Raw genomic sequence first — 23,638 nt, forward strand, 5'->3', positions numbered from 1 at the left:
ATGTTAAAAATAAACAACTTACACGCAAGTGTTGAAGATAAAAGTATCTTAAAAGGTATTAACCTTGAAGTAAAACCAGGGGAAGTTCATGCTATCATGGGACCAAATGGTTCTGGAAAAAGTACGTTAGCGTCAGTAGTTGCTGGTAAAGAAGAATATGAAGTTACTGAAGGTAATATCATTTTTGAAGGCGAAGATATTGAAGAATTAGCTGCTGAAGAACGCGCACATAAAGGTGTGTTTTTATCGTTTCAATATCCTGTTGAAATTCCTGGAGTATCAGTTACTAACTTCATGAAAACTGCGATTAATGAAACTCGCAAAGCAAAAGGATTAGAAGACATGCCAGCGAAAGACATGTTGAAATTAATCCGTGAAAAATCTGAACTTTTAGAAATTGATAGAAAGTTTTTATCACGTTCTTTAAACGAAGGGTTTTCTGGAGGAGAGAAAAAGCGAAACGAAATTTTCCAAATGGCTATGTTAGAGCCTAAATTAGCTATTCTTGATGAAACAGATTCTGGTTTAGATATTGACGCACTTCGTATTGTAGCCAATGGTGTAAACAAACTTAAAAGCAAAGACAATGCTGTTGTAGTTATTACACACTACCAGCGTTTGTTGGATTATATCGTTCCTGATTTTGTACATGTATTATACAATGGACGCATTGTGAAATCTGGTGGTAAAGAGCTAGCTCATCAGCTAGAAGAAAAGGGTTATGACTGGATTAAAGAAGAAGTGAACGCTTAATAACAAGCAATGGATTTAAAAGAAAAATTAGTATCATCATTTTTAGCATTCGAAAACAGAGTTGATATAGACAGCTATGTGCACGATGTGAGATCTGAAGCTATAAAAACATTCGAAGAAAAAGGATTTCCTTCTAAAAAAGAAGAGGCTTGGAAATATACTTCTTTAAACAGTATTTTAAAAGAAGACTATAGCGTATTCCCTAAGCAAGAAAACGCTTTGGAGTATCCTCAAGTGAAGAAGTATTTCATTCACGATATCGATACTTATAAAATCATCTTTATTGATGGGAAATACTCATCTCATTTATCTCAAACCACACATGATGGTATAGATGTATGTTTGATGTCTGCTGCTTTAAGCAAGCCAAAATATCAATTAGTTATTGAAAATTATTTCAATAAAGCCGCTGAAAAAGATAGCTTATCCTCTTTAAATACAGCATTTTCAAGTGAGGGTGCATATATTCATATTCCAAAAAATAAGATTGTAGAAAAACCTATTCAAATCATACACTTTTCAACTGGAAATGAGTCGGCAACTATGTTACAACCACGTAACTTGGTAGTTGTTGGAGAGAATTCTCATGTACAAATTATCGAACGCCATCAGAGTTTAACTAGTAATCCTGTTTTAACTAATAGCGTTACCGAAATTTTCGCAAGCAAACGTGCCATTGTTGATTATTACAAGATTCAAAACGATAACGAAAACGCATCTTTAATAGATAACACCTTCGTTAAACAAAGCAGAGAGAGTTTCGCTTCTGTACATACTTTTTCATTTGGTGGCAAGTTAATTCGTAACAATCTAAACTTTTACCAAAACGGAGAGCGTATAGATTCTACTCTAAAAGGTATTACGATTATTGGCGAAAAACAACACGTGGATCACAATACTTTGGTGCATCATATCGAGCCAAATTGCGAAAGTCATCAAGACTACAAAGGCATATTCTCAGACAGATCTACAGGCGTTTTTAATGGTAAAGTTGTTGTTGAAAAAGAAGCTCAAAAAACAAACGCGTTTCAGGCAAACAATAACATTTTAATAAGCGATAAAGCGTCCATAAACACCAAACCGCAATTAGAAATTTTTGCCGACGATGTAAAATGTTCTCACGGTTGTACTATTGGTCAACTCGACGAAAGTGCTATGTTTTATATGCGTTCGCGGGGAATTCCAGAGAAAGAAGCCAAAGCATTATTAATGTTTGCGTTTAGCAATAACGTATTGAGTTCAGTTAAAATTCCAGAATTAAAACAACGTATTACCAAAATTATCGCCAATAAATTGGGTGTAAATATTGGTTTCGATTTATAAAATTTTTATTTGAAGCTATTCCCCGCTATCCGCTATATCTTTTTTGCTTTTAATGGCAAAAAAGGTTAAGACTATAAAATAGTCGAACGGCGACTACGGGGCTAACCTATCCGCCATGTTCAATGTAGAAACCATACGAAAAGACTTCCCGATACTTTCCAGAAAAGTAAACGGTAAACCTTTAGTATATTTTGATAACGCCGCAACATCGCAAACGCCACAACAAGTTATAGATGTTATTGTAGATTATTATTCAAACTACAACGCCAACATACATCGAGGTGTACATACTTTAAGTCAAGAAGCCACCGATTTATACGAAGCTTCAAGACAAAAAATACAAGCACATTTTAATGCAAAGTACTCACACGAAATTATTTTTACTTCGGGAACAACACATGGTATTAACCTTGTCGCAAACGGTTTTTCATCCCTTTTAAAACAAGGTGATGAGATTATCGTTTCTGCTTTAGAGCATCATAGCAATATTGTGCCTTGGCAAATGCTGTGCGAACGTACTGGAGCCGCTTTAAAAGTCATTCCAATGAATGAAGATGGCGAACTTGTGATGTCAGAATTTGATAAACTACTATCAGAAAACACCAAACTAGTTTTTGTTAATCATATTTCAAATGCATTAGGCACCATAAATCCTATTGAATATATTATTGAAAAAGCACACGACGTAGGCGCTGCTGTTTTAATTGATGGCGCACAATCTGCACCACACATTAAACCAGATGTTCAAGCATTAGATGTAGATTTCTACGTGACCTCAGCTCACAAAATTTGTGGGCCAACTGGTGTCGGTATGCTTTACGGAAAAGAGGAATGGTTAAAAAAGTTACCACCTTACCAAGGCGGAGGAGAAATGATTGCCGAAGTTACTTTTGAAAAAACAACTTATGCAGATTTACCGCATAAATTTGAAGCTGGAACTCCTAATATCTGTGGCGGCATTGCTTTTGGAGCAGCCATAGATTATACGAATGCTATTGGTTTCGATAATATCGCCACCTACGAAAATGAGCTTCTTGAATATGGCACAAAAAAACTCCTAGAAATAGAAGGTTTAAAAATCTACGGGACTTCAAAACATAAAACATCTGTTATTTCATTTAATCTAGATGGGATTCATCCTTATGATGTTGGGACCATTTTAGATAAGCTAGGAATCGCTGTAAGAACTGGACACCATTGTGCCCAACCTATCATGGATTTCTATAAAATCCCTGGAACGGTAAGAGCTTCTTTTGCATTTTACAATACTAAATCAGAAATTGACGCTTTAGTTGAAGGTGTTAAGAAAGCTAAAATGATGCTGTCTTAATTTCAGTATAACTTCAAAATTTTATTAAATCTATTGTTATATAATTAACAATATATGGTTGTTTGTCGAATAATTAACAAATATTTTATGGATTTATAAGATAATTCGTAAAATAATTTTATCTTGAGCATCGACTAATTCAAATTAATATTAAAAATGAAAAAAATTCTTTTCAGTATGGCTGCGATAGCCTTACTATTCACAGCATGTGATGATGACAAAAATGAAATTAACGAGGAACAATCTGTTAAAGTTGATATGAGCGACTTTTATGTTTATACAGATACATCCGAAGACTTACTTTCAAAGGCTACAAACAAAAAAGAAAAAACTAAGTCGTGTCATACGATGAATGTATTAAATAGACAGCTTGACCAAAACCCCGGACTTGCAAAAAAGATGTATGATATAGAATATCACACACGTGCATTTATTGCAGGTAAAAAAGGTGGAAATGGAAATGGAAACGGCGGTGGTAACAACGGCGGCGGAGACGGTGGTGGAGATCCAACTCCTGACAATTTGGGCGTAATAAATATACCTGTTTACGTTCACGTAGTTTACAGCAATTCAAATGAAAATATTAGTAATGCCCAAATTACTTCTCAAATAAACATTTTGAATGATGATTTTAGAAAAACTAATAATGATGCTAATCAAATTCCTTCAGAGTTTTCAGGTGTAGCTGCTGATTCTGAAATTACATTTACATTAGCAGGAACTTTCAGGCATCCAGATTCAAGAACCTCTTGGGGAACAAATAATGCTGTAAAAAGTGATTATCCTCCAATAACTCCTCAAACGCATTTAAATATTTGGGTGTGTAATATAGGTGGAGGCATTTTAGGCTATGCTCAATTCCCTGGTGGGAATTCTGCAACTGACGGTGTAGTGGTTTCTCCTCAATATTTTGGCTCAACAGGTTATGTTGCTGCTCCTTTTGATGGAGGAAGAACAACAACTCACGAAGTAGGACATTACTTAAATCTACGCCATATTTGGGGAGACGGGAGATGTCGTCAAGATGATTTTGTTGCTGACACACCTAGCTCTGACAGACCAAATTATGGCTGTCCATCTTACCCAACAGCGCATTGTAGAAGTAATGATATGACAATGAATTATATGGATTATGTTGATGATGCATGTATGTACATGTTCTCAGAAGGGCAAAAAGCTAGAATGCGTGCAATATTTGCATCTGGTGGTGCTAGAGAAAGTATGTTGCCATAAAGATTTCTTTTTCTCTTAAAGATAATTTAAAAAGACGCCAAATTTGGCGTCTTTTTTGTATCATTATTATCAATAAAAATAAAATATATGAAACTTTTGCTCATACTTTTATCAATTACATTAGCCAAAGGATGTTATCCACAAGCAGAACAAGATAATTTATCATTAGAATATACGGCAAGCACCAGAGGTTCTTACTTGCAAATTATTATTAAAGACAAAACAATTTACTACAGTAAAGAAAGAGGAGCAAATTCAATTACAAAATCATGCCCTGATGAATTATGGGAGAAAATATTAAAAGAGTGTTATAGAGTTGATTTAGAAAAACTTCCAACCTTTACAGTGCCTTCGAAAAATCATCAATTGGATGGTGCTCTAAGAGCTTATTTAAAGATTATTACTAATGGTGAAATTCATCAATCTCAAAGTTTTGATCATGGAAACCCACCCAAAGAAATAGCTTCTTTAGTTAAAGAAATCTTATCAGTGGTTGAAAACATTGAATAGCATCTTTTGTTGTTGTATTTTTGCATAAAATTATAGTGTATGAGTATTGAAGACATTCAAAACGAAATTATAGACGAATTCTCAATGTTTGAAGATTGGGAAGAACGTTACCAATATATGATTGATTTAGGGAAAGATTTGCCTTTGATTAACGACCAATACAAAACTGACAGTAATATTATTAAAGGCTGCCAAAGCAAAGTATGGGTTCATGCTGAAATGAAAGATGATAAAATTGAATTTACTGCTGATAGTGATGCGATAATTACTAAAGGTATTATAGCCATTTTGATTCGTACGTTTTCAAACCAGCACCCTAAAGATATTATAGATGCCAATACTGATTTTATTGATAAAATTGGGTTAAAAGAGCATTTATCCCCAACACGTGCTAATGGTTTATTAAGTATGGTTAAGCAATTAAAAATGTATGCCATTGCATACCAAACACAGTTAAATTAGTTTAGTTGTTTGTTTTTTAGGCGTTAAGCTCTAAACGAATAAACAGATAAACACATAAACTTAAAAAAAATGAGTGAAGTTATAGATACAGCCGAATTAGGCGAAAAAATAGTAAATGTTCTTAAAACGATTTACGACCCAGAAATCCCAGTTGATATTTACGAACTAGGTTTAATCTACGACGTATTTGTAAATGAAGATTATGATGTAAAAATCTTAATGACGTTGACAACACCAAACTGCCCAGTTGCTGAAACTTTGCCTTTGGAAGTTGAAGAAAAAGTAAAGTCGTTAAATGATGTTAAAGATGCTGAAGTTGAAATTACTTTTGATCCACCTTGGACACAAGATTTAATGAGTGAAGAAGCTAAGTTGGAGTTGGGGATGCTTTGATTCAGTTGACAGTAAACAGTGGCAGTATTCAGTAACTTACTACTTTGAACTTTAAACTTTCACCATGGCAGACGAAATTATAAATCGCGTAGCGAATAGCAAACTAGTTACCATTGACCTCGAGGATTTTTACCCTAAAGGCAAACGTGCATTATTTGATATTAAAGACTGGCTTTTTGAAGGTTTTGTGCTTCGTGAAAAAGACTTCAGAACACAAGTTTCTGAATTCAACTGGAGTAAATATCAAGATAATTATGTAGCATTAACTTGCAGTACTGATGCCATTATCCCAGGTTGGGCTTACATGCTTTTAAGTATTCATTTAGAATCTTACGCTAAAAAGATTATTGTTGGAGATTTAGAACAACTAGAAACCTCTATTTATCAGGATATTATTAATAATCTTGATGTTAAAGAGTTTAAAGACAAGCCTATAATTGTTAAAGGGTGTTCTAACAAACCAGTTCCTCAAAATGCTTACATTATGCTTTCTAACAAATTAAAATCTGTAGCAAAGTCTATTATGTATGGTGAAGCCTGTTCTTCTGTTCCGCTATACAAAAAGAAATAATAAAAGTGACTTACTATTCTATTAAGGGTCTTAAAACAAGTAAAAAGGATTCTCCTTTTCATTTATATTAATTAACATTTGTTAAAAATTAACATATATTTGCTCAAAATTTTAAAACTAAAATTATTTAAAATGAAAAAAATACTTTTTTTAACGGTATTATGTTTTGGTGTTATAACAATGAATGCTCAAACAAAAGAAGAGTTAGAAACTCAAAAAGCTGAAAAACAAGCTATAGCTGATGCTGCTCAAGCAGAAGCTAACGCTTTACAAGCTCAAATTGACGCACTTCCAGGATGGAGAAAAGGTGCTTTTGGTACTATTGGTGGAAGTTTATCTAACTTTAGTAACTGGTATGCTCAAGGTACTCCAAATAATGCCTCAGGTAATATTGGATTTACTGTAAACGGATTTGCAAACTTAATTCAAGAAAAGTTTTTCTGGAGAAACAGTTTAACTACAAACTTAAACTGGGTAAAATTAGACAATAAAGATACTGATACAGATGATGACAGCTTTAACCCAACTACTGATGTATTTAACATTTCATCTTTATACGGTAGAAACATAGCTAAAAACTTAGCAGTTTCTGCATTAGCTGAATACAGAACAACAATACTAGACAACTTTAACGATCCTGGTTATTTAGATGTTGGTATTGGTGCAACATGGACACCTATTGAAAACTTAATAGTGGTTGTACACCCAATAAACTACAACTTTGTTTTTGCTGATAACGACAATATTTTTGAATCTTCTTTAGGTGCTAAAATAGTTGCTGACTATACTAAACAAATTGGAGCAATTGCTTTTAAAACTAATTTATCTTCATTCCAAAGTTACAAATCTGGAGATTTATCTAACTGGACTTGGACTAACTCATTTAGTTATACATTATGGAAAATGATTGGTGTTGGTTTTGATATTGGTTTAAGAAATAACAAACAAGAGGCTTTAAACTATTCTATTAATACTTTAGGAAATACAGGAGATACTTTTGATAGTGTTGATAATGATATACAATCTTACTATACTATTGGTTTAAGCTACAAGTTTTAATACGTTACTTTAGAACCATTAGAATAATTCTATAAAAAATGCGCTTCCTTAAAAGGAAGCGCATTTTTTTGCGTTAGGGATTGAACGGCATGTTTGAAATCCCCGACGCAGGAGGGATTGAGTAGTGAAAGCCCGACCCCTTTTTGGGGTAAAGCCCAAATACTACTTCATATCTTCATAATTATAATCTGGATACAAGAAATGATTGTAAGGGAAACGCGTAACATGAATCTCGCAAACCTCATCGTAAACACGCTTCTTAAAGTCTTCTAAATTTTGCTTGTTTAAGGCCGAAATAAACAAAGCGTTATTGCCTACTTTACTCATCCATGTGCTTTTCCACTCTTCTAAAGAGTAATGCTTTTCGGTGCGTTCTGTTTCTAGATCATCTTCATCTATATGTTCTGCTTCATAAGCATCAATTTTATTAAACACCATAATGGTTGGTTTGTCTCCGCTTTTAATTTCTCCAAGAATTTTTTCTACAGAAGCAATATGCTCTTCAAAATTAGGATGCGAAATATCTACAACATGTAATAATAAATCGGCTTCTCGAACCTCGTCTAGTGTACTTTTAAAACTATCTACTAATTGTGTTGGAAGCTTACGAATAAATCCAACTGTATCGCTTAATAAAAAAGGTAGGTTTTGAATAACCACTTTCCTGACCGTAGTATCTAAGGTTGCGAACAACTTATTTTCGGCAAAAACTTCACTCTTACTAACAACATTCATGAGTGTAGATTTACCCACATTTGTGTAACCTACTAGTGCTACACGCACCATTTTACCACGGTTTCCACGTTGTACCGCCATTTGTTTATCGATAGTTTTAATGCGCTTTTTTAATAAGGCAATTTTATCACGCACGATACGTCTATCTGTTTCTATTTCGGTTTCACCAGGACCACGCATTCCAATCCCACCTTTTTGCCTTTCAAGGTGTGTCCACATACCTCTTAAACGTGGTAGTAAATACTCGCATTGGGCTAGTTCTACTTGTGTTCTGGCATAACTAGTTTGCGCGCGTTGTGCAAAAATATCTAAGATTAAATTGGTTCTGTCTAATACTTTTACATCAAGTATTTTACTAATATTACGTTCTTGAGCTGCTGATAATTCATCATCAAAAATAGCAGTATCAATATCATTTTCTTTAATGAACTTACTAACATCTTCCATTTTACCAGATCCAATAAAGGTTTTGGCATTAGGCATATCCATTTTTTGAGTAAAACGCTTTACGGCATAACCACCTGCTGTGAAGGTTAAAAACTCCAGCTCGTCTAAATACTCTTTGAGTTTAGTTTCGTCTTGATCTTTGGTTATTATGCCTATTAAAACAGCCTTTTCTAATCCCATATATGCCTCCTGATTATAAAAAATATTATGCTGGCAAAGTTACATAATTACAGGCATTATTATTTTTATATTTTTAAGCCTATTTTTGATCTATGACAGAACCTTTTGAAGATATTCCCGTTCGCCACGATATGCAAACTTTGGCGTTTTACAATATTGAAAACTTATTCGATTTAGAAAATAATAGAAATACTAATGATAACGACTTTTTACCAGGCTCTGTTAAAAAATGGACCCTTAAACGTTATGATAATAAACTTAGAAAACTAGGTTTTGCTATTTCTAATATTGGGAGACGTGAAACTGGAAAGCATCCTGCAATAGTTGGTTTAGCAGAGGTTGAAAACGCTAAGGTTCTGCAAGATTTAATTGCTTCGAAGCACTTAGTAAATTATAATTATGATTATGTCCACTTTGATTCTTTAGATGAACGTGGTATTGACGTGGCAATGCTTTATGACTCCACAATTTTTGAAGTTTCGCATACTGAAACATTTACTATTACTTTAACTGATGAAGATGGGTCTCCTGATTACACTAGAGATATCTTATTGGTTTCTGGCGTTTTAGATGGTGAAAAGGTTCATGTTATTATTAATCATTGGTCGTCTAGACGTGAAGGTCAAAAAGAAACGGAATTTAAACGTTTAGCTTCTTCTAAAAAAGTTAGTGAGATTATTTCTTCTTTAAAAGTCGAAAATGAAGCTGCTAAAATTATGGTTTTAGGGGATTTTAATGATACGCCTCAAAATGATAGCTTAAAACGTTTAACGGATGAGTTTGGATTGTTTAATCCGTTTGAAACCCTTCGCTCATTTACCAGAGGAACCGTAAAACATAAACGCCAATGGTATATTTTTGATCAAATATTAATTTCCACTAATTATTTTAAGAGTTCTAAAGATGAATTTGAGTTTTTTAAAGCTGATATTTTTGATGAAGCTTTTTTAAAACTTTTTAATGGTCCTTTTAAAGGGGCGCCTTTTAGAACGTATGTTGGAAAAAAATACAAAGGTGGTTATAGCGACCATTTTCCTGTTTATGCTATTTTAAAGAAGTAATTAAATAGCTTGAAAAAGAATGTATGTTAAACACAAAATGCCAAAAGGTATTAACCAAAGTATCCAAATATTATAAGAACGCTTTTTCTTTTTAAGCATTTTTGCGCTAAGTAGATTTCGTTTTTTACCACTGTATTGCATCCAATTTTTAAAAAAAATAAAAACAACTACTAAAACAAATAAAGTCCATGCTTTACTAGAAGACATCGTGTCTACATGCATTTGTATAAAAAAGCCCGCAAAAAAAACACCTAGAAGTAGTAATAAGCTACATTGCAAAAAAGACACATAAAACGTAGCAATTTTAATTGCTTTTTTATTCTTTCTTGTTTTATAGTGTTGAAAAAAATTAAGAAAAAAGGTGTCGAATATAGTCATATAACTTATGTTATTACAAAGGTATAACTAATCCTTATAACCAATCTATAATGAAGCTATCTATTCGGAAAAAAATGGTCTACTCAAAAACAACCTCATCAATAAAAATATCTTGATAAGAACCATAACTACTTGAAAACAAGACTAAACCTGAACGAATACAACTCAAATCTAGCTTTTTAAGGTTAATAGTATATTTTTTCCATTTTGTACCTAGCTTAACTTCTATAACCCTTTTTGCTGTATCGGGATAAGGTTTATCTTTTCCTATTAAACCAAAACCAATTTTAGCAGTTACATTTTTTTTACTCGCCTTAGCCCAAAAACTAAATTTAGTTGCGCCAGTAAAGTTATATCCTCCTAGAATATCTCCCCAATCATTAGCTGGATCGACCAACCCAAGTCCATACCAATCATACTCTTGGTTGTAACTTATTTTTAAAGCCGCTGTCCCAGAATAAACTTCTGTTTTATTTTTAGTGTCAACTGACATAGCTTTATAATTTCCCATATGTGCAGATGGTGCAAAAGGATTCTCAATTCCATCTTTATACACGTAAAAAGGTAATGTAACTTTAGGTACTTTATATTTAATTTTCTTCGCTTCTTCATCAAACACCAAAATGGAAGTAGATGCTATACCAACATTATTATAAGTGTCTTTTACATTCACATATACTTTTATCGCACCATCTTCTTTTGGTAATTGAATCTCATACCCTTCTATTAAGTTTCCACGAAAATTAAGTGGATTAATTTGATCGCGACGTTTACGACTCCCAGTACGTTGATTATAGTTAAAACTTATGCTTAATTTTTCATTTTCTACATCAGAAGTTTTTAATGTAACTGGAATCCAAGTACCACTTTTTCTTGTAACATCTGGCAAAGTAAAAGTTTCTATAACTGGTACGTTATTTTTTGGTTCACTGCCAGTGTATGCTTTTCTTATTGCCCAATATTGAGGGCGATACATCTTTTTGTAATGAGTAAATAACCAAGGTGAAATAAATTTATCTCCATCAGCATAATGAAACACAAATACACCTATGTTTGCTGGTTTGCTAATAATCCAATCTTGATATCCTTTTGAGATGGACTCGTATTTTTGCTGATCATTAGGTTCAACTTTAATGCCATGCTTTTCATTTTTGATATCCCATTCTCCAGTAACTCCAAATTCGGTAATAACATATGGTTTATCAACACCTGTTTTTTCTAGCTCTGAAGCTAAATAACCTGCTCCGGCACCATAACTATTCAATCCATAAATATCGATTGAAGGCACATATTTTTGCCACCATTTAAAACCAAAAGTCCATGCTTCTACAGATGTAATAGGGTGATTTGGGTCTAAGGTTTTTATTTGACTACAAATACGCTCCAATAGTTTAGAATAGGCTTCTTTTTCTTCATCTGTTGCCATATTTAAATAAACCTCATTGCCAATACCCCAAGTTAATACTGCTGGATGATTTTTGTATTCTTCCACTGTATTAATAGCGTTAACATACATATCCTCTGCTCCTTCCTTATCTTCAAGATAGTTAAAACTATCATCGTCTTCCATCCCAGGTCTACCATGGCGCATCCAAATACCAACCATAACCTTAACATTATATTTGTGAGCCGCATCTAACAATTGCTTAGTATTTTCTCCCGTTGCCCAAGTTCTAATACAATTTACACCAAGGAAATTTAAGTCTTTAAAGTAAGTATCATAGTTTTCTACATCATCACCATAACCAAAGGTTGCTCCCTTTATCTCGAAAGGGCTACCATCAACTAGAATTGTCCAGTTGTTTTCTATTTTTTGAACAGTGGTTTGCGCTTGAGTCTCAGAAAAGCAAAAAACTGTAGTTAATACTAAGAAAAAATAATAGCTATGATTTTTGAACATTTAATTTGAAATTATACTTAAGTGACTAAGGTACATAATCTATACTAATCTCATCCAATTCATAAACACCATCAAAAGTAGATTGCCCACTTCCCGTATATTTAAATGCAATATGTATTGTTCCTGAAAGGCACGATAAATCTACATTACCAGAACTAAACCATTCGGCAAAAGAATCAGAATCTTTTACCACGTATGCATCCGCCAAAATTTGCCACGTAGCAACTGTAACACCAGCTTCAGTTCCATCCCAATCATCACTATAAAACACTTCCATGTAACTGCTATCAGCTAAACTATTAGAGGTTTTAAAGCGTAAGGATTCACCATCTTGGGCATCTAAATCTATAGCTGGTGTAATTAACCAGCCAATGTTACTTTCATCTCCAGAACTAGCCGATTGAAATCTACAAGAGCGCCCTAACGATGCATTTGATGATGTTGAAGAATATCCTTCCCAAGCTTCTGTTCCTGTTTCAATATAATTTGTCCATCCAGTTATTTCTATAGGCCTGTTATTTCTTTGAGGCTCAAAATCTTCATATAATAAATTTTCTGAACCTATTATTGAAGCAAGACCACAAGAAAACTCCAATGGGTCACAACGCGCTGCACTTTCAAAATTAATATCTGAAGAACTTTTTGGAAGAATTACACTAAAATCATCTCTAAAATCTCGACTAAAAATTCCAATAATACTCCCATTACCTTGAGGTACTAGTAGTGTTTTAAAATCTGAAAACGTACTGGTTTGCATAATAATTTGAATACCAGAATCACAACTTTCCATCAAACGTAATCCATCAAATTCATCAAAAGATTCACTAGCAAATGTAGCACCCAATTCAAAACGATTGAGTTGCATATTATTTAATTGAATTAAGGTGTTTTCATCAGCTTCAGTTAAATCTGCAATACCCACTTGTTTAGGTATTATATTTACAATTTCGTTATTTCGTAATACTATATCTTTATATTCAGCAGCTTGAATTTGTTTAACGCTAGCAGCATCACCTTTTCCAATGGTAATTACACCACTTGTTTCTCCTATAGTTAAACCTTCCATTTTTACATATACTTTTTGCCCAAATTGATACGTATCAGATAAACTGCTCACATTAATATCAATTTTAAAGCCCAACCTTGGGTCGTTATCAGGATTGCTATCATCTGTTTTATTTTGAATGATTAACTCTTCAAAAAAGTTACCTCCTTTATCAGAAGACACTACATAACCTTCAATATAGATATCATCTTCAATAACTACCGTTGAATTCCCTCCATTTACAGCTTGCTCATAAAGTGATTTAATAGCTTTAAAAGTGGTGCGTTTTTCTAAAGGAATATTTGGATCCTCATTTGAAATATTTGGAACTCCAAAATCATCATCTTCAACACAAGAAAAACATAGAAATAATATCCCTAATAAGGCTATTGCTGTTTTATTAATTGTTTTCATAGTTTATATTTTTAGATTCACTCAGGTTTCGATCGCGCTCAACCTGACAAATCATTTGTTTTTTAGAATCTATAATTCACATTTAAAAAATAAGTTGCCCCTCTACCATACCAATATTTAGACCCAAAAACTTGGGTATTAAGAGCTTTATCATCTCTTAACTGTCTAAAATTCGCATTTCTACCTTGTTCAAACCCTCCCGTTTTAAAGACGGCATCCAAAAGGTTATTTACACTTGCAAAAACGCTTATATACTTACTTCCTATTTTCCAAGATTTTCCTCCTACCAAATTCACAACCATATAATCATCAAAACGCTCTTGTTTTAATAATTCTCTTGCTAAATCCTCATCATAATCATTAAACACATTACCATCAAAATCTGTTGTGAAATTTGATGAGCGTGTTAATGGGCTTATATCAATATATGTATTTGTTAAAAAATTTGCTGTTGCTCCAAACCACCAGAAATCTGGATCTCGATATTCAAAACCAATAGAATATGCACGGTGAGGTCCTGCAGCAATTTTATAATCTTTAAGATTAGATTCTCCGAAATCTTTAAATCCATTAACAAAACCAGCGGCAATAGATTCTTCATCAGCTTCAGTAGTTAAATACAAATTTGGGTTATTAGCATAAGTAAATTGCCCTATAGAAGCCACACCTTTTAATTTTATAGTAGGGGTTACCTGAGCTTCAATACCCAATTCTCCTCCTATATGTTGTTTCTCTATACCTTGTAAAATTTCTTGAATAAAAGCTACATTATCACCTCCAATACCATCTGCGAAAAAGAATGAAATTTCATTAGCGTCTTTAATTTTGGTGTAATATCCTGTAAGTTTTGCTTTGATTATTGGCGAACGAAAAATATAACTTACATCAGTAGATAAAATCTTTTCATTAGTAATATTTGGGACGATATTATGATTTTCACGAGAATTGGAATAGGTGTTCCTGAGCGAAGGTGCTTTTGAAATGTATCCTCCGTTTGCATTTAGTAAATGCTTTCCTGAAATTTTATAAGTTAGACCTGTTTTTGCGCCAAATCCAGTAAAATTAATTTTTTTGGCTTTTCCAAAAGAGTTGTCAGGAAATGCTCCATTTTGATATAACCCTTCTCTTTGGTATTGTGTATTAGATAGACTCCAAGACATATGGAAGTCTAATTTATTAAAAGTGGCTTGCGCTTGAATAAATCCGTTTATCACATTTGCAAAAAAAATATAATTGTATTTGAATTTATCGCCTTCACCAACTAATCGATTTGGGTTTTGTAAGTCATTTTGCGCCTCGTCAATATCAGTTGCAAATTGATCTATATCCAAATAGGTTTCAGCTCCTAATAAATCTATAACCTCTGCAAAATTTTCAGATTTCAAGCTTTGGTAATTTATAGCAGCATTTAAAACTACATCATCATTCAGCTCAGTATTAAAAATGGAGTTAATAGTAAATTGTGTGTCATCTACTCGATCTTCATATAAGGCATAAGTAGCGTTTCCTCCATTTTGACTATTAGAAATATTGGCTTGATAAAGTGCACTCCAATCTATTTGACCATTATCTTGAAATTCCTGCAATGCTGTGTAAGCAAACTGTAAATCATTAGGAAAATTACGTTCAAAATAACTTGGCAGTTTTTGATAATAGGTAGGACTAGGGTTTGCTCCACCGCCTTCTGGAAAACCATTTATTAAATCTGTTCCGTTATTATCTAATCTACTATTCCCTTGTTTACCAAATTGGTAAGCAACATTTGTATTTAATCTGGTTTTTGAAGATATGTCCCAATAATGATTCAACATAAAAATAGGCTCTTCAACTTCTTTAATTCTAGAATTTCGTTTTTCACCATCTTGCCAACCCCAATATTCATTATATCTAATATCTTTTAAATCGAAAACCTCTTGGGTATTGGGAGACGATTTACCTCTACGATTAGGTGCATACATGCCTGTAAAATTCAAACTATGCTTTTCATTTAATTTCTTTTCAACCGAAAGAAAAAATGAATTAGCATCATAAATTGTAGCATCTTGATAACCTTCATTCCCCCATCGTCTTCCTAAAGAGATAGTATATGCCCAATTGTTTTGTAACAATCCTGAAGCATAAGTAGCCATTAATCTATTGGTATAACTTCTGTTAGATGATGAATATGTTATACGTCCGCCTTCCCTAGCTCTTGATGCTCTAACATTAATATTAGTAGTTCCTAAAATACCTCCAAAATTATAATCAGATGGTGCTAATCCAGAAGTTAATTCTTGATTTCGCATCACATCATTTAAACCACCCCAATTACTCCATTGTGGTCTGCCACTATAGAGTTTATTCATAGAAATTCCATTAATAAGTACAGAACCATTTTCAGAATCGAGACCTCTTAACCTGAAAAAAGATTGGCTAAACTCAAAAGCTGCTGTTCGCTGAAACACATCTAGAGATGATGATAGTAAGCCTGTTATATTATCAGCGCCACTAGCATCGTTATCTAATTCATCATCAGACAATGTAATGGTAAATAAATCTTGACTTTGAGATAAATCGCGCTCTAAAGTCATATCACTTATATCTATTGTTTGTCCTTCATTAACAATTATTGGAAAGCGTTTGCTGGTATATCCTGATTTAGAAATTTTTAAAAATTGTTCACCTAAAGGAATATTGGAAGAAAAAACAAACTCTCCTTGAACATCAGTTAATATAACTAAATCCGTGTTTTCTAACTCAACCGTAACATTTAAAACAGGCTGAAATGATACCGCATCCTTAACACTTCCTTTAACAATAGCTTGTTGAGAATTGAGGGACATGGAAAGAATTCCGAATAAAATAATGAGGGTTAATTTATTCATAGTTATCTTTAAGACACCAATTTTACAAAAAAGTAACTCATTGATTTTTAAAATTATAAATCAATACCATAACTTTGGCTTAGGTTTTGCATTGTAGCAAGCGTAAACTTTTATTAACTGGATGAATTTCTTAAAACTTATTTTTACAATCTTTTTTTTGAGTTTTTTTGTATCTACAAAAGCCCAAGATAAAAAATTCAAAATTCATACTATAGCTTTTTACAATTTAGAAAATCTATTTGACACTATAAATGACCCAGTAAAGTTCGATGATTATAGTCCAATTATGGAATTAAAAGCAAATCGTGAAGCAGCTTACAAACTGAAAATAGCTAATATGGCACGGGTTATTTCTGAGATTGGTAAAGACATCACAAATAATACGCCTGCAATTGTTGGGGTTTGTGAAGTTGAAAATAAACAGGTTTTAGAAGATCTAGTTAACGACTCATTATTAGTTGAAAAAAATTATGGCATTATCCACTATGATTCTCCTGATTCCAGAGGTATTGATGTTGCATTTTTATATCAAAAAAGTTTATTTACTCCTATAAGTTCAAATACACATGAGTTAAAAATTTATGATGACCAAGATGGAAAACGCATCACAACTCGAGACCAGTTATTAGTAAGCGGGAAATTAGAAAATGATTTAATCCATGTTATAGTTAACCATTGGCCTTCAAGACGTGGTGGAGAAGCTAGGAGTAGACCAAAACGTATTGCAGCAGCTAAATTGAGTAAACGTATTGTAGATTCACTTCAAACAGCCAATCCTTATGCTAAAGTGTTTATTATGGGAGATATGAATGATAACCCAAATAACGTAAGTTTAAAAGACGCTTTAAAAACCCAAAGAAAACGTAAGAGAGTTTCTTTTAAAGGTCTGTATAATCCTTTTGAAAATTATTTTCGAGATGGATTAGGCACAACAGCTTATCGAGATAACTGGAGTTTATTTGATCAAATAATTATCTCCAAACCTTTACTTGAAAAAGACTATTCCTCTTTTAGATATTATAAAGCAGGAATATTTAACAAAAATTATTTAATTACTACCAATGGTAAGTATAAAGGTTATCCGTTTAGAAGCTGGAATGATAGTGGTTTTAGCAATGGTTTTAGCGACCATTTCCCTGTTTACATGTATGTGATTAAGGAAGTAGAATAATAGCTTTACCCTAACCAAGCACTCCAAGGAATTCTTGACACTAATAACACTAAAGCTATCGTATAAAAAATAGCTATGGTCTTTAATTTTGGTGCAGATGTTAATTTCTTCTTATGTTTTGAATATCCAATGGTAATTAATGCTACAACAATAATATTTATTAAAGGGTGTTCTACAAGGTATAATCTATTTACGGCATCTTTCATAACGCCACCCATCCCTAATTCGCTAAACGCTGCAAATCTTGGAGACACAAAATAAAGTATAAACCCAATCAGTAATTGAATATGTGATACTATTAAAGTAAATAATGAAATTCTAAAATCTTTAGGACTATACTCTTTTCCACTAACTGATTTTGCAATAGCATTTACTACAGCAATAATTAAAATTATAAGCACTAAATAAGCCCAATAAGAGTGTAATACTTGAATAGTTTCGTACATGATTCTGAATTTTTAGAAGTTCAAAAATAAGGATTTAATTCATAAAAAAACCGCTTCAAGTAAAGAAGCGGTTTTAAAATATTAATTTATTATTGCCATTTATTCTCAGCATCATTACCTCCCCAAACTAATGTGGCTAAGTAAGGATTATCAATAAAGGGGTTTCTGTTACCTTGAGCTGCATAAATAACGTTATTTCTTTGCTCTTCAAAGGTAGACACTGGATCTTCAATATTCCATTTTAAAAATAGCTCTATAGTTCCTACTCTAGAAATCGTTTCATCATATCTCACATTCAAATACAAAATCATTCTTGCTACATCACCTTTCCATTCATCACCGGGGAACCATGTTTCTCCAATTAATTGATAGGATCCACTTCCATCAGTAAATGGATAATTTAATCGATTACTATTCACATCCGCATCACATGACCTTAAATGATGTAAATCTGTAACGGCACCATCTGTTCTAAGCAAAGATTGAGGAAAAACATGCTCAGTGTTAAAAGTTTGCGGAGAATAAGAATTTGAGCCAGAAGTATACTCTTCCCAATATCTACTTTCTCCAGAGTACATTAATATTACATTATCTGCATTACTTTCATCTTCATCTGCATTATATAAAAACTGATGCCTTTGTCCGTAAGATAAAATAGTTGTATGATTAGTTTGTGTATTATCTTCCAATTCAGAAAACATTAAATCAGAATCTTCAGAAAAAATAACACCATTATAATAATCTACTAATTCTGAAGGAATATTAAAACTTAACGGCTTTATAACTGTTATTGTAACTGTAGCTGTAGAGCATGAGTTATTTGGACTATCGTCGTCACAAATTGTATAAGTAAACGAATCTTCTCCTAAAAACCCATTTTGTGGTGTATACGATACTGTTTTATCACTGTTCAAAACAACTGTTCCTTGAGTTCCAGTATTATCAATTGAGGTTAAAACGGCATCATCAACTACAGTATCATTCTGTAAAAGATTAGAAATAACTTTTGTGCTATTTTCTAGAACGTTTAATGTATCATTTTCTGCAACTGGATTACCTTCATCAGTAACTGTAATAGTTACAGTAGCCGTAGAGCAATTAGCTGGATTATCATCGTCACAAAGCGTATACGTAAAGGTATCATTACCTACAAAACCCTGTTTAGGCGTATAAAGATAATTTGTTCTCTCATCTGAAACTGTTCCACCATTTGAGGTTGTAGCATCAAAAGCGGTTACTCTGGCATTATCAACAACAGTATCATTACCTAGTAAGTTACTTAAAGCTAGTTCTTCATCTTCAGGAGTTGTGGCTGAATCATTTACAGCTATAGGTTTGCCGTCATCTGTAGGTTCAGGATTTGTTGGTGGTGAATCATCACCTCCTCCTGAGCTACATCCACAGATAATTAAAACACTAAGTATTAAAATAAGTTTTTTCATAACCATATAAAGGTATTGAATTTTGAGGAAAAAAAACCACCTCTAACTGAGGTGGTTCTTATAATATTTAAAATTAAGTGCTTATTGGTATACCCAAACACCACCTTCTTTTATAACGCTTTTTGTTTCATTACCTGTTGAACCTGTATAAACTACAAACGTTAAAACATATTTTTGTCCATCTTCGGCACTAGGGTTTCTAGCATCTAGTAGTACATTGAATGCTTCTAGTAACATATCATCATTCCAGTAGTTAGAGCTTCCAGATCTTCTATCAAAACTACCAAAGAAACCAACATTATCAGCAGGTCCTTCATATATAGTTGCAAACGCATCAGATATTAAAGCAACGTCATCTGCAGTAAATGTATACTTGATTGTGTTGTCCGGAACCCAAGTAGTACCATCATGACCAAATTGTAATTGTTGGCTTAGTACGTCATTATATTCTGACCAATTTGCGCCATCAAAAATAAAGTACTTTACATAACTATATGTTGTTCTATCATCTGTACGACCATCCATATCAATGTCATCAACATCAGTAACAAATAACTTGTACATTGTACCTACAATATCGCCAGCAGCATATCCATCAAATTTAAGTTTATCTAATAATAAAATAGGTGTTTTTTCAGCAGCTTCATCTTCACTAGAAAAATTTGGAAAACCTTCACCCATAGTTTGATACTCTTCATTTGTAAAACCTATCATTTCTTCCCAAGATCCATCTATGTACAGATAACCATTGTTGAAAGTGTTTGTAGAACCACTATAAAAATCATAAGTTAATGACACTAATGTTCTATCTTCCGGAGAAGGGTATTTCCATTCTAAAAACTCAAAGATTTCAGATTCTCGGTCAAAATTTCCAAATCTGTGTCCTAAGTCATCATAATCTTCATCAGAAACCGTATACCTTACCAAGCTTCTTTCTTCTCTTTTTGGAGAATAAAGTGCATACGTTACTAAAGCACTCGAGTTATCCTTTAATGCTGGATATTTGTCAGTTAATAATCCCGGAATTAACTCTTTAGCTTGATCTTCTGAATTAAAGTTAGGAAAACTTAACTCTAAATCATCATAATCTTCATCAGTAAGTGTTAACTCAACATCCCCAGAAATAGGTGCTTTGTTAGCATCTATGTCATCATTAATGTCATCTAATGGGTTACACCCTACAAGAGTAACCGCAAGAATAAGCGTAATTGAATAAATTATTTTTTTCATTTTCAAAGTTTTTTAAAAATTAAGTTTTGCACCAATGCTAAACGTTCTACCAAACCCCATCCAAACAAGGGCTGTATCTGCAGTAGATCCTGATCCATCTTGAGCATCAGGAATATATTGTGTATCAAACACATTGTTCATTCTTCCTGTTAAAGTAGCATCAAATGGTCCGAATTTAAATCCATGGGTCATTACTACATCAAATAGCCCATAAGCTGGAGCTTTCCAAGCATCATTACCTGGTGCTCCTCTATCACTTGGGTCAAAATCAGCATAAAGATTATCGAAATAGTTGTAATCAATAACAATTCTTGTCTCTGGTGCAAATTTATAACTAGCACCTAATGCCATTGTTGTTTGTGCAGCATCTGCAACATGTAAATCCTCAATATACAAATCAACTGTTTGTACTAGATTTTGTTCTTCATCAAAAACATCAACCCCTAATACATTACTATCCCATCTCCAATCACCAAAAGATGCCATACCTGTAATATTTAATTTATCTGTTGGTCTATAAACAAAATCTAGCTCTATACCTTGGTGAATTGCGTTAACTCCTAAGATATTTGCAGAAGCTCTTGTTCCATCTGGTTGTTGAAATGTAGCAATTTCTGTTCTATCATTCCAAAGAGTTCTATATAAGTTAACATTTGCTGCTAATTTTTCGCTTCTGTAACCATAACCTAGCTCAAAACTTGTGATTTTTTGGTTTTCAGCATCTTCATTAATGTTATCGTTACTAAAATTTAAGAATACAGCATCAAAATCTGCTGCTCTTTCAAAATAACCAAAATTAGCAAATATGTTATGATTTCCATCAAGTCTATAGTTAGCACCTCCTTTAATACTTCCTCCTAAAAAGTTGTATCTATCTGTTTCTTGTAAATCATCTGAATTTAAGTAATTAAAGCGATCAACTCTTTTGTATGATGTGTTAGATACTGCTGCCGCAACAAATGTGTTAAAGTTTTCATTAACATCATATTCTAGTTGTCCAAATGCACCAATCCAACCCACATGACCATCATTATCATAATTAATTTTATCACCAACTCTAGCAGCATTGTTAGGATTGTTAGCATTGTTATTATCTAAAAAATACTGACCTCCTAATAAATCTGTTACCTCTTGAAAGTGAATTCCTTTATATGATCTTAAATCTAAACCAACTTGTAAAACCATTTGGTCATTTAAATTGGTTTTTAAATTTGATAATACACCATACCAATTATGATCATTTCTAGAAGCTCTTAAAATAGTTTCAGAACCTAAAGCTCCTAAATCTTCATTTTCTTGAGCAATTTTATCAAAATCTATTGGCCCGTATAGTCCATCTCTATAATCACTTGTTCCATCTGCATTAAAGGTAAATTTGTTTACACCTCTAATACCTCCTCCACCTCCAGAACCGAAGGATACGTAAGCTGATGAGTTTATTGATGTATTATCGTTTAAATTCCAGTAGTGGTTTAAAGATATTTGTGGTTTGTGATAAAAGTTATCCTCTTGAAAAGTAACTTGCCCGTTGTAGTATCCCCAATCGGCATTAAACTTTCTTCCTCTCTCACTATTTCTGTAAGTTTCAATAAGTTGTCTATTTTGTCTTTGTCCATGACGTTGTTTAGCCCCAAACGCAGAAAAAGATAATTTATGAAAATCGTTGATTTCCTTTGAGATATTTACAAAATAAGATACCCCTGTAAATTGAGTTCCATCTACATAACCATCTCCTTCTGTTCTTGCCGCTGAAACTGTAGCAGCAAAACCATTATCTAACAAACCTGTAGAGTAAGTTAAACCATATTTGAAGTAACCATCATTACCAATTGATGTCATTACATTTCCACCTTCTTCAACATCGGTAGTTTTTGTAATAATATTAATTGTTCCACCTATAGACGGTACAGCAATTTTAGCAGCTCCTAACCCTCTTTGTGTTTGCATAGTACTTGTTACATCACCTAAACCTGCCCAGTTACTCCAAAATACACGTCCGTTTTCCATATCATTAACAGGTATACCGTTAATCATTACAGCAACATTTTCAGAGTTGAAACCTCTCATTCTAATTTGACCATCACCAAATCCTCCTCCTGCTTTAGTTACATAAACTCCAGGGGTAGATTTCAAAATTTCAGGAAATTCTTGAGTTCCTAATTTAAGCTCAATATCTGCAGCTTTTACAGTAGAAACAGCCACAGGCGTTTTTCTATCAACTGCTACAGAAGCAATAATTTGAACCTCTTCAAGACCAACTTGACTTGATTCTAAAGTTACATTACTCAGTGCCATATCTCCAGAAAAAGAGATTGTTTTAGAGTTGTAACCAATATAAGATATTACAATATCTCCAGAAGAAGATTTAGTCTTGATAGTAAAATTACCATCAAAATCTGTAGTAACACCATTAGAAGTACCTTTCTCTATAACATTAGCCCCAGGTAACGGAACATTAGTCCCAGCTTCTAAAACTGTACCAGAGATTGTACTTTGTGCCATAACAACAACTGAAAACAGCATTGCTACAGTAAACATTAAAAAACGCGTAGTTCTTTTCATAATTAATTGTTTGAAATTAGTCGACGCAAAAATACGCATAATATTACTTTTTATATTATGCATGCATAAATTAAATGTTAACAAAAAATTAAGGGTTTAAATATTAGCTGTTAATAACATTAATATTTA

General features: G+C 33.0%; 20 protein-coding genes. 11 read left to right on the plus strand and 9 right to left on the minus strand.

All coding sequences use genetic code 11. The features are described from left to right. From sufC to DIS18_RS03825, 9 genes are all read left to right on the plus strand, one after another. Nucleotides 1–753 carry a Fe-S cluster assembly ATPase SufC gene (gene sufC, locus DIS18_RS03785; protein WP_109351692.1) on the plus strand — a complete coding sequence of 251 codons (753 nt, stop codon included), beginning with the start codon at nt 1–3 and terminating at the stop codon, nt 751–753. 9 nt (nt 754–762) lie between these two features. Then, nucleotides 763–2,076, plus strand: coding sequence for a Fe-S cluster assembly protein SufD (sufD, locus tag DIS18_RS03790; protein WP_109351693.1), 1,314 nt, complete (start codon nt 763–765; stop codon nt 2,074–2,076). 115 nt (nt 2,077–2,191) lie between these two features. Then, entirely contained in the window at nt 2,192–3,406 is a 1,215-nt protein-coding gene (locus DIS18_RS03795) for an aminotransferase class V-fold PLP-dependent enzyme (RefSeq protein WP_109351694.1), read from the plus strand. A gap of 156 nt (nt 3,407–3,562) precedes the next feature. Then, complete coding sequence (locus DIS18_RS03800) at nt 3,563–4,639, plus strand: zinc metalloprotease (RefSeq protein WP_109351695.1); 1,077 nt, start codon at nt 3,563–3,565, stop codon at nt 4,637–4,639. 87 nt (nt 4,640–4,726) lie between these two features. Beyond that, entirely contained in the window at nt 4,727–5,149 is a 423-nt protein-coding gene (locus DIS18_RS03805) for a hypothetical protein (RefSeq protein ID WP_109351696.1), read from the plus strand. A 39-nt stretch (nt 5,150–5,188) separates the two neighbouring features. Further along, a complete protein-coding gene (locus DIS18_RS03810) occupies nt 5,189–5,611 on the plus strand; it encodes a SufE family protein (protein ID WP_109351697.1) in 423 nt (140 codons plus the stop codon). Between the two features lie 69 nt (nt 5,612–5,680). Next, on the plus strand, nt 5,681–6,004 hold the full coding sequence (locus DIS18_RS03815; protein WP_109351698.1) for an SUF system Fe-S cluster assembly protein: 324 nt from the start codon (nt 5,681–5,683) through the stop codon (nt 6,002–6,004). 64 nt (nt 6,005–6,068) lie between these two features. Further along, nucleotides 6,069–6,575 (plus strand): DUF2480 family protein, encoded by a 507-nt coding sequence (locus tag DIS18_RS03820; RefSeq protein WP_109351699.1) that lies wholly within the window; start codon nt 6,069–6,071, stop codon nt 6,573–6,575. Nucleotides 6,576–6,707: 132 nt separating this feature from the next. Next, nucleotides 6,708–7,634, plus strand: coding sequence for a DUF3078 domain-containing protein (locus DIS18_RS03825; RefSeq protein WP_109351700.1), 927 nt, complete (start codon nt 6,708–6,710; stop codon nt 7,632–7,634). A gap of 162 nt (nt 7,635–7,796) precedes the next feature. Here the strand turns inward: DIS18_RS03825 and hflX are convergent, their stop codons facing one another. Next, nucleotides 7,797–8,996 carry a GTPase HflX gene (hflX, locus tag DIS18_RS03830; RefSeq protein ID WP_109351701.1) on the minus strand — a complete coding sequence of 400 codons (1,200 nt, stop codon included), beginning with the start codon at nt 8,994–8,996 and terminating at the stop codon, nt 7,797–7,799. Nucleotides 8,997–9,088: 92 nt separating this feature from the next. On the opposite strand from hflX, the gene DIS18_RS03835 reads away from it, so the two are divergent. Then, nucleotides 9,089–10,057, plus strand: coding sequence for an endonuclease/exonuclease/phosphatase family protein (locus tag DIS18_RS03835; RefSeq protein WP_109351702.1), 969 nt, complete (start codon nt 9,089–9,091; stop codon nt 10,055–10,057). On the opposite strand, the gene DIS18_RS03840 is transcribed toward DIS18_RS03835, so the two are convergent. The 4 genes from DIS18_RS03840 to DIS18_RS03855 all read right to left on the minus strand — a co-directional run bounded on the left by DIS18_RS03840 (nt 10,058) and on the right by DIS18_RS03855 (nt 16,658). Then, on the minus strand, nt 10,058–10,435 hold the full coding sequence (locus DIS18_RS03840; protein ID WP_109351703.1) for a hypothetical protein: 378 nt from the start codon (nt 10,433–10,435) through the stop codon (nt 10,058–10,060). It lies immediately after the preceding gene. A gap of 79 nt (nt 10,436–10,514) precedes the next feature. After that, the gene (locus DIS18_RS03845; protein ID WP_109351704.1) at nt 10,515–12,335 is read right to left on the minus strand and encodes a glycoside hydrolase family 2 TIM barrel-domain containing protein; all 1,821 of its coding nucleotides are present in this window, start codon (nt 12,333–12,335) and stop codon (nt 10,515–10,517) included. Nucleotides 12,336–12,360: 25 nt separating this feature from the next. Beyond that, entirely contained in the window at nt 12,361–13,794 is a 1,434-nt protein-coding gene (locus DIS18_RS03850; protein ID WP_109351705.1) for a DUF5689 domain-containing protein, read from the minus strand. A 62-nt stretch (nt 13,795–13,856) separates the two neighbouring features. Further along, a complete protein-coding gene (locus DIS18_RS03855) occupies nt 13,857–16,658 on the minus strand; it encodes a TonB-dependent receptor (RefSeq protein ID WP_109351706.1) in 2,802 nt (933 codons plus the stop codon). A 121-nt stretch (nt 16,659–16,779) separates the two neighbouring features. Between DIS18_RS03855 and DIS18_RS03860 the strand changes: the two genes are divergently transcribed. Further along, complete coding sequence (locus DIS18_RS03860; RefSeq protein WP_109351707.1) at nt 16,780–17,829, plus strand: endonuclease/exonuclease/phosphatase family protein; 1,050 nt, start codon at nt 16,780–16,782, stop codon at nt 17,827–17,829. A gap of 5 nt (nt 17,830–17,834) precedes the next feature. Here the strand turns inward: DIS18_RS03860 and DIS18_RS03865 are convergent, their stop codons facing one another. The 4 genes from DIS18_RS03865 to DIS18_RS03880 form a co-directional block, all read right to left on the minus strand. Beyond that, nucleotides 17,835–18,275, minus strand: a complete 441-nt coding sequence (locus DIS18_RS03865) for a hypothetical protein (RefSeq protein ID WP_109351708.1) — start codon at nt 18,273–18,275, stop codon at nt 17,835–17,837. An 89-nt stretch (nt 18,276–18,364) separates the two neighbouring features. After that, nucleotides 18,365–19,717: an endonuclease gene (locus DIS18_RS03870; RefSeq protein ID WP_109352576.1), complete on the minus strand. Its 1,353-nt coding sequence runs from the start codon at nt 19,715–19,717 to the stop codon at nt 18,365–18,367. 81 nt (nt 19,718–19,798) lie between these two features. Beyond that, the gene (locus DIS18_RS03875; RefSeq protein WP_109351709.1) at nt 19,799–20,947 is read right to left on the minus strand and encodes a hypothetical protein; all 1,149 of its coding nucleotides are present in this window, start codon (nt 20,945–20,947) and stop codon (nt 19,799–19,801) included. Between the two features lie 12 nt (nt 20,948–20,959). Beyond that, nucleotides 20,960–23,509, minus strand: a complete 2,550-nt coding sequence (locus DIS18_RS03880; protein WP_109352577.1) for a TonB-dependent receptor — start codon at nt 23,507–23,509, stop codon at nt 20,960–20,962. Nucleotides 23,510–23,638 lie beyond the last annotated feature (129 nt).

The organism is Algibacter marinivivus, from assembly GCF_003143755.1.
In the GTDB taxonomy this organism is placed as follows: Bacteria; Bacteroidota; Bacteroidia; order Flavobacteriales; family Flavobacteriaceae; genus Algibacter_B; species Algibacter_B marinivivus.

Excerpts from the sequence above, each read along its gene's own strand:
- DIS18_RS03840 (WP_109351703.1), bottom strand. The coding sequence starts at position 10,435 with ATGACTATATTCGACACCTTTTTTCTTAATTTTTTTCAACACTATAAA.
- DIS18_RS03805 (WP_109351696.1), top strand. The coding sequence starts at position 4,727 with ATGAAACTTTTGCTCATACTTTTATCAATTACATTAGCCAAAGGATGT.
- DIS18_RS03850 (WP_109351705.1), bottom strand. The coding sequence starts at position 13,794 with ATGAAAACAATTAATAAAACAGCAATAGCCTTATTAGGGATATTATTT.
- DIS18_RS03855 (WP_109351706.1), bottom strand. The coding sequence starts at position 16,658 with ATGAATAAATTAACCCTCATTATTTTATTCGGAATTCTTTCCATGTCC.
- DIS18_RS03845 (WP_109351704.1), bottom strand. The coding sequence starts at position 12,335 with ATGTTCAAAAATCATAGCTATTATTTTTTCTTAGTATTAACTACAGTT.
- DIS18_RS03810 (WP_109351697.1), top strand. The coding sequence starts at position 5,189 with ATGAGTATTGAAGACATTCAAAACGAAATTATAGACGAATTCTCAATG.
- DIS18_RS03875 (WP_109351709.1), bottom strand. The coding sequence starts at position 20,947 with ATGAAAAAAATAATTTATTCAATTACGCTTATTCTTGCGGTTACTCTT.
- sufC (WP_109351692.1), top strand. The coding sequence starts at position 1 with ATGTTAAAAATAAACAACTTACACGCAAGTGTTGAAGATAAAAGTATC.
- DIS18_RS03825 (WP_109351700.1), top strand. The coding sequence starts at position 6,708 with ATGAAAAAAATACTTTTTTTAACGGTATTATGTTTTGGTGTTATAACA.
- DIS18_RS03870 (WP_109352576.1), bottom strand. The coding sequence starts at position 19,717 with ATGAAAAAACTTATTTTAATACTTAGTGTTTTAATTATCTGTGGATGT.
- DIS18_RS03835 (WP_109351702.1), top strand. The coding sequence starts at position 9,089 with ATGACAGAACCTTTTGAAGATATTCCCGTTCGCCACGATATGCAAACT.
- DIS18_RS03820 (WP_109351699.1), top strand. The coding sequence starts at position 6,069 with ATGGCAGACGAAATTATAAATCGCGTAGCGAATAGCAAACTAGTTACC.
- DIS18_RS03865 (WP_109351708.1), bottom strand. The coding sequence starts at position 18,275 with ATGTACGAAACTATTCAAGTATTACACTCTTATTGGGCTTATTTAGTG.
- hflX (WP_109351701.1), bottom strand. The coding sequence starts at position 8,996 with ATGGGATTAGAAAAGGCTGTTTTAATAGGCATAATAACCAAAGATCAA.
- DIS18_RS03795 (WP_109351694.1), top strand. The coding sequence starts at position 2,192 with ATGTTCAATGTAGAAACCATACGAAAAGACTTCCCGATACTTTCCAGA.
- DIS18_RS03815 (WP_109351698.1), top strand. The coding sequence starts at position 5,681 with ATGAGTGAAGTTATAGATACAGCCGAATTAGGCGAAAAAATAGTAAAT.
- DIS18_RS03860 (WP_109351707.1), top strand. The coding sequence starts at position 16,780 with ATGAATTTCTTAAAACTTATTTTTACAATCTTTTTTTTGAGTTTTTTT.
- DIS18_RS03800 (WP_109351695.1), top strand. The coding sequence starts at position 3,563 with ATGAAAAAAATTCTTTTCAGTATGGCTGCGATAGCCTTACTATTCACA.
- sufD (WP_109351693.1), top strand. The coding sequence starts at position 763 with ATGGATTTAAAAGAAAAATTAGTATCATCATTTTTAGCATTCGAAAAC.
- DIS18_RS03880 (WP_109352577.1), bottom strand. The coding sequence starts at position 23,509 with ATGAAAAGAACTACGCGTTTTTTAATGTTTACTGTAGCAATGCTGTTT.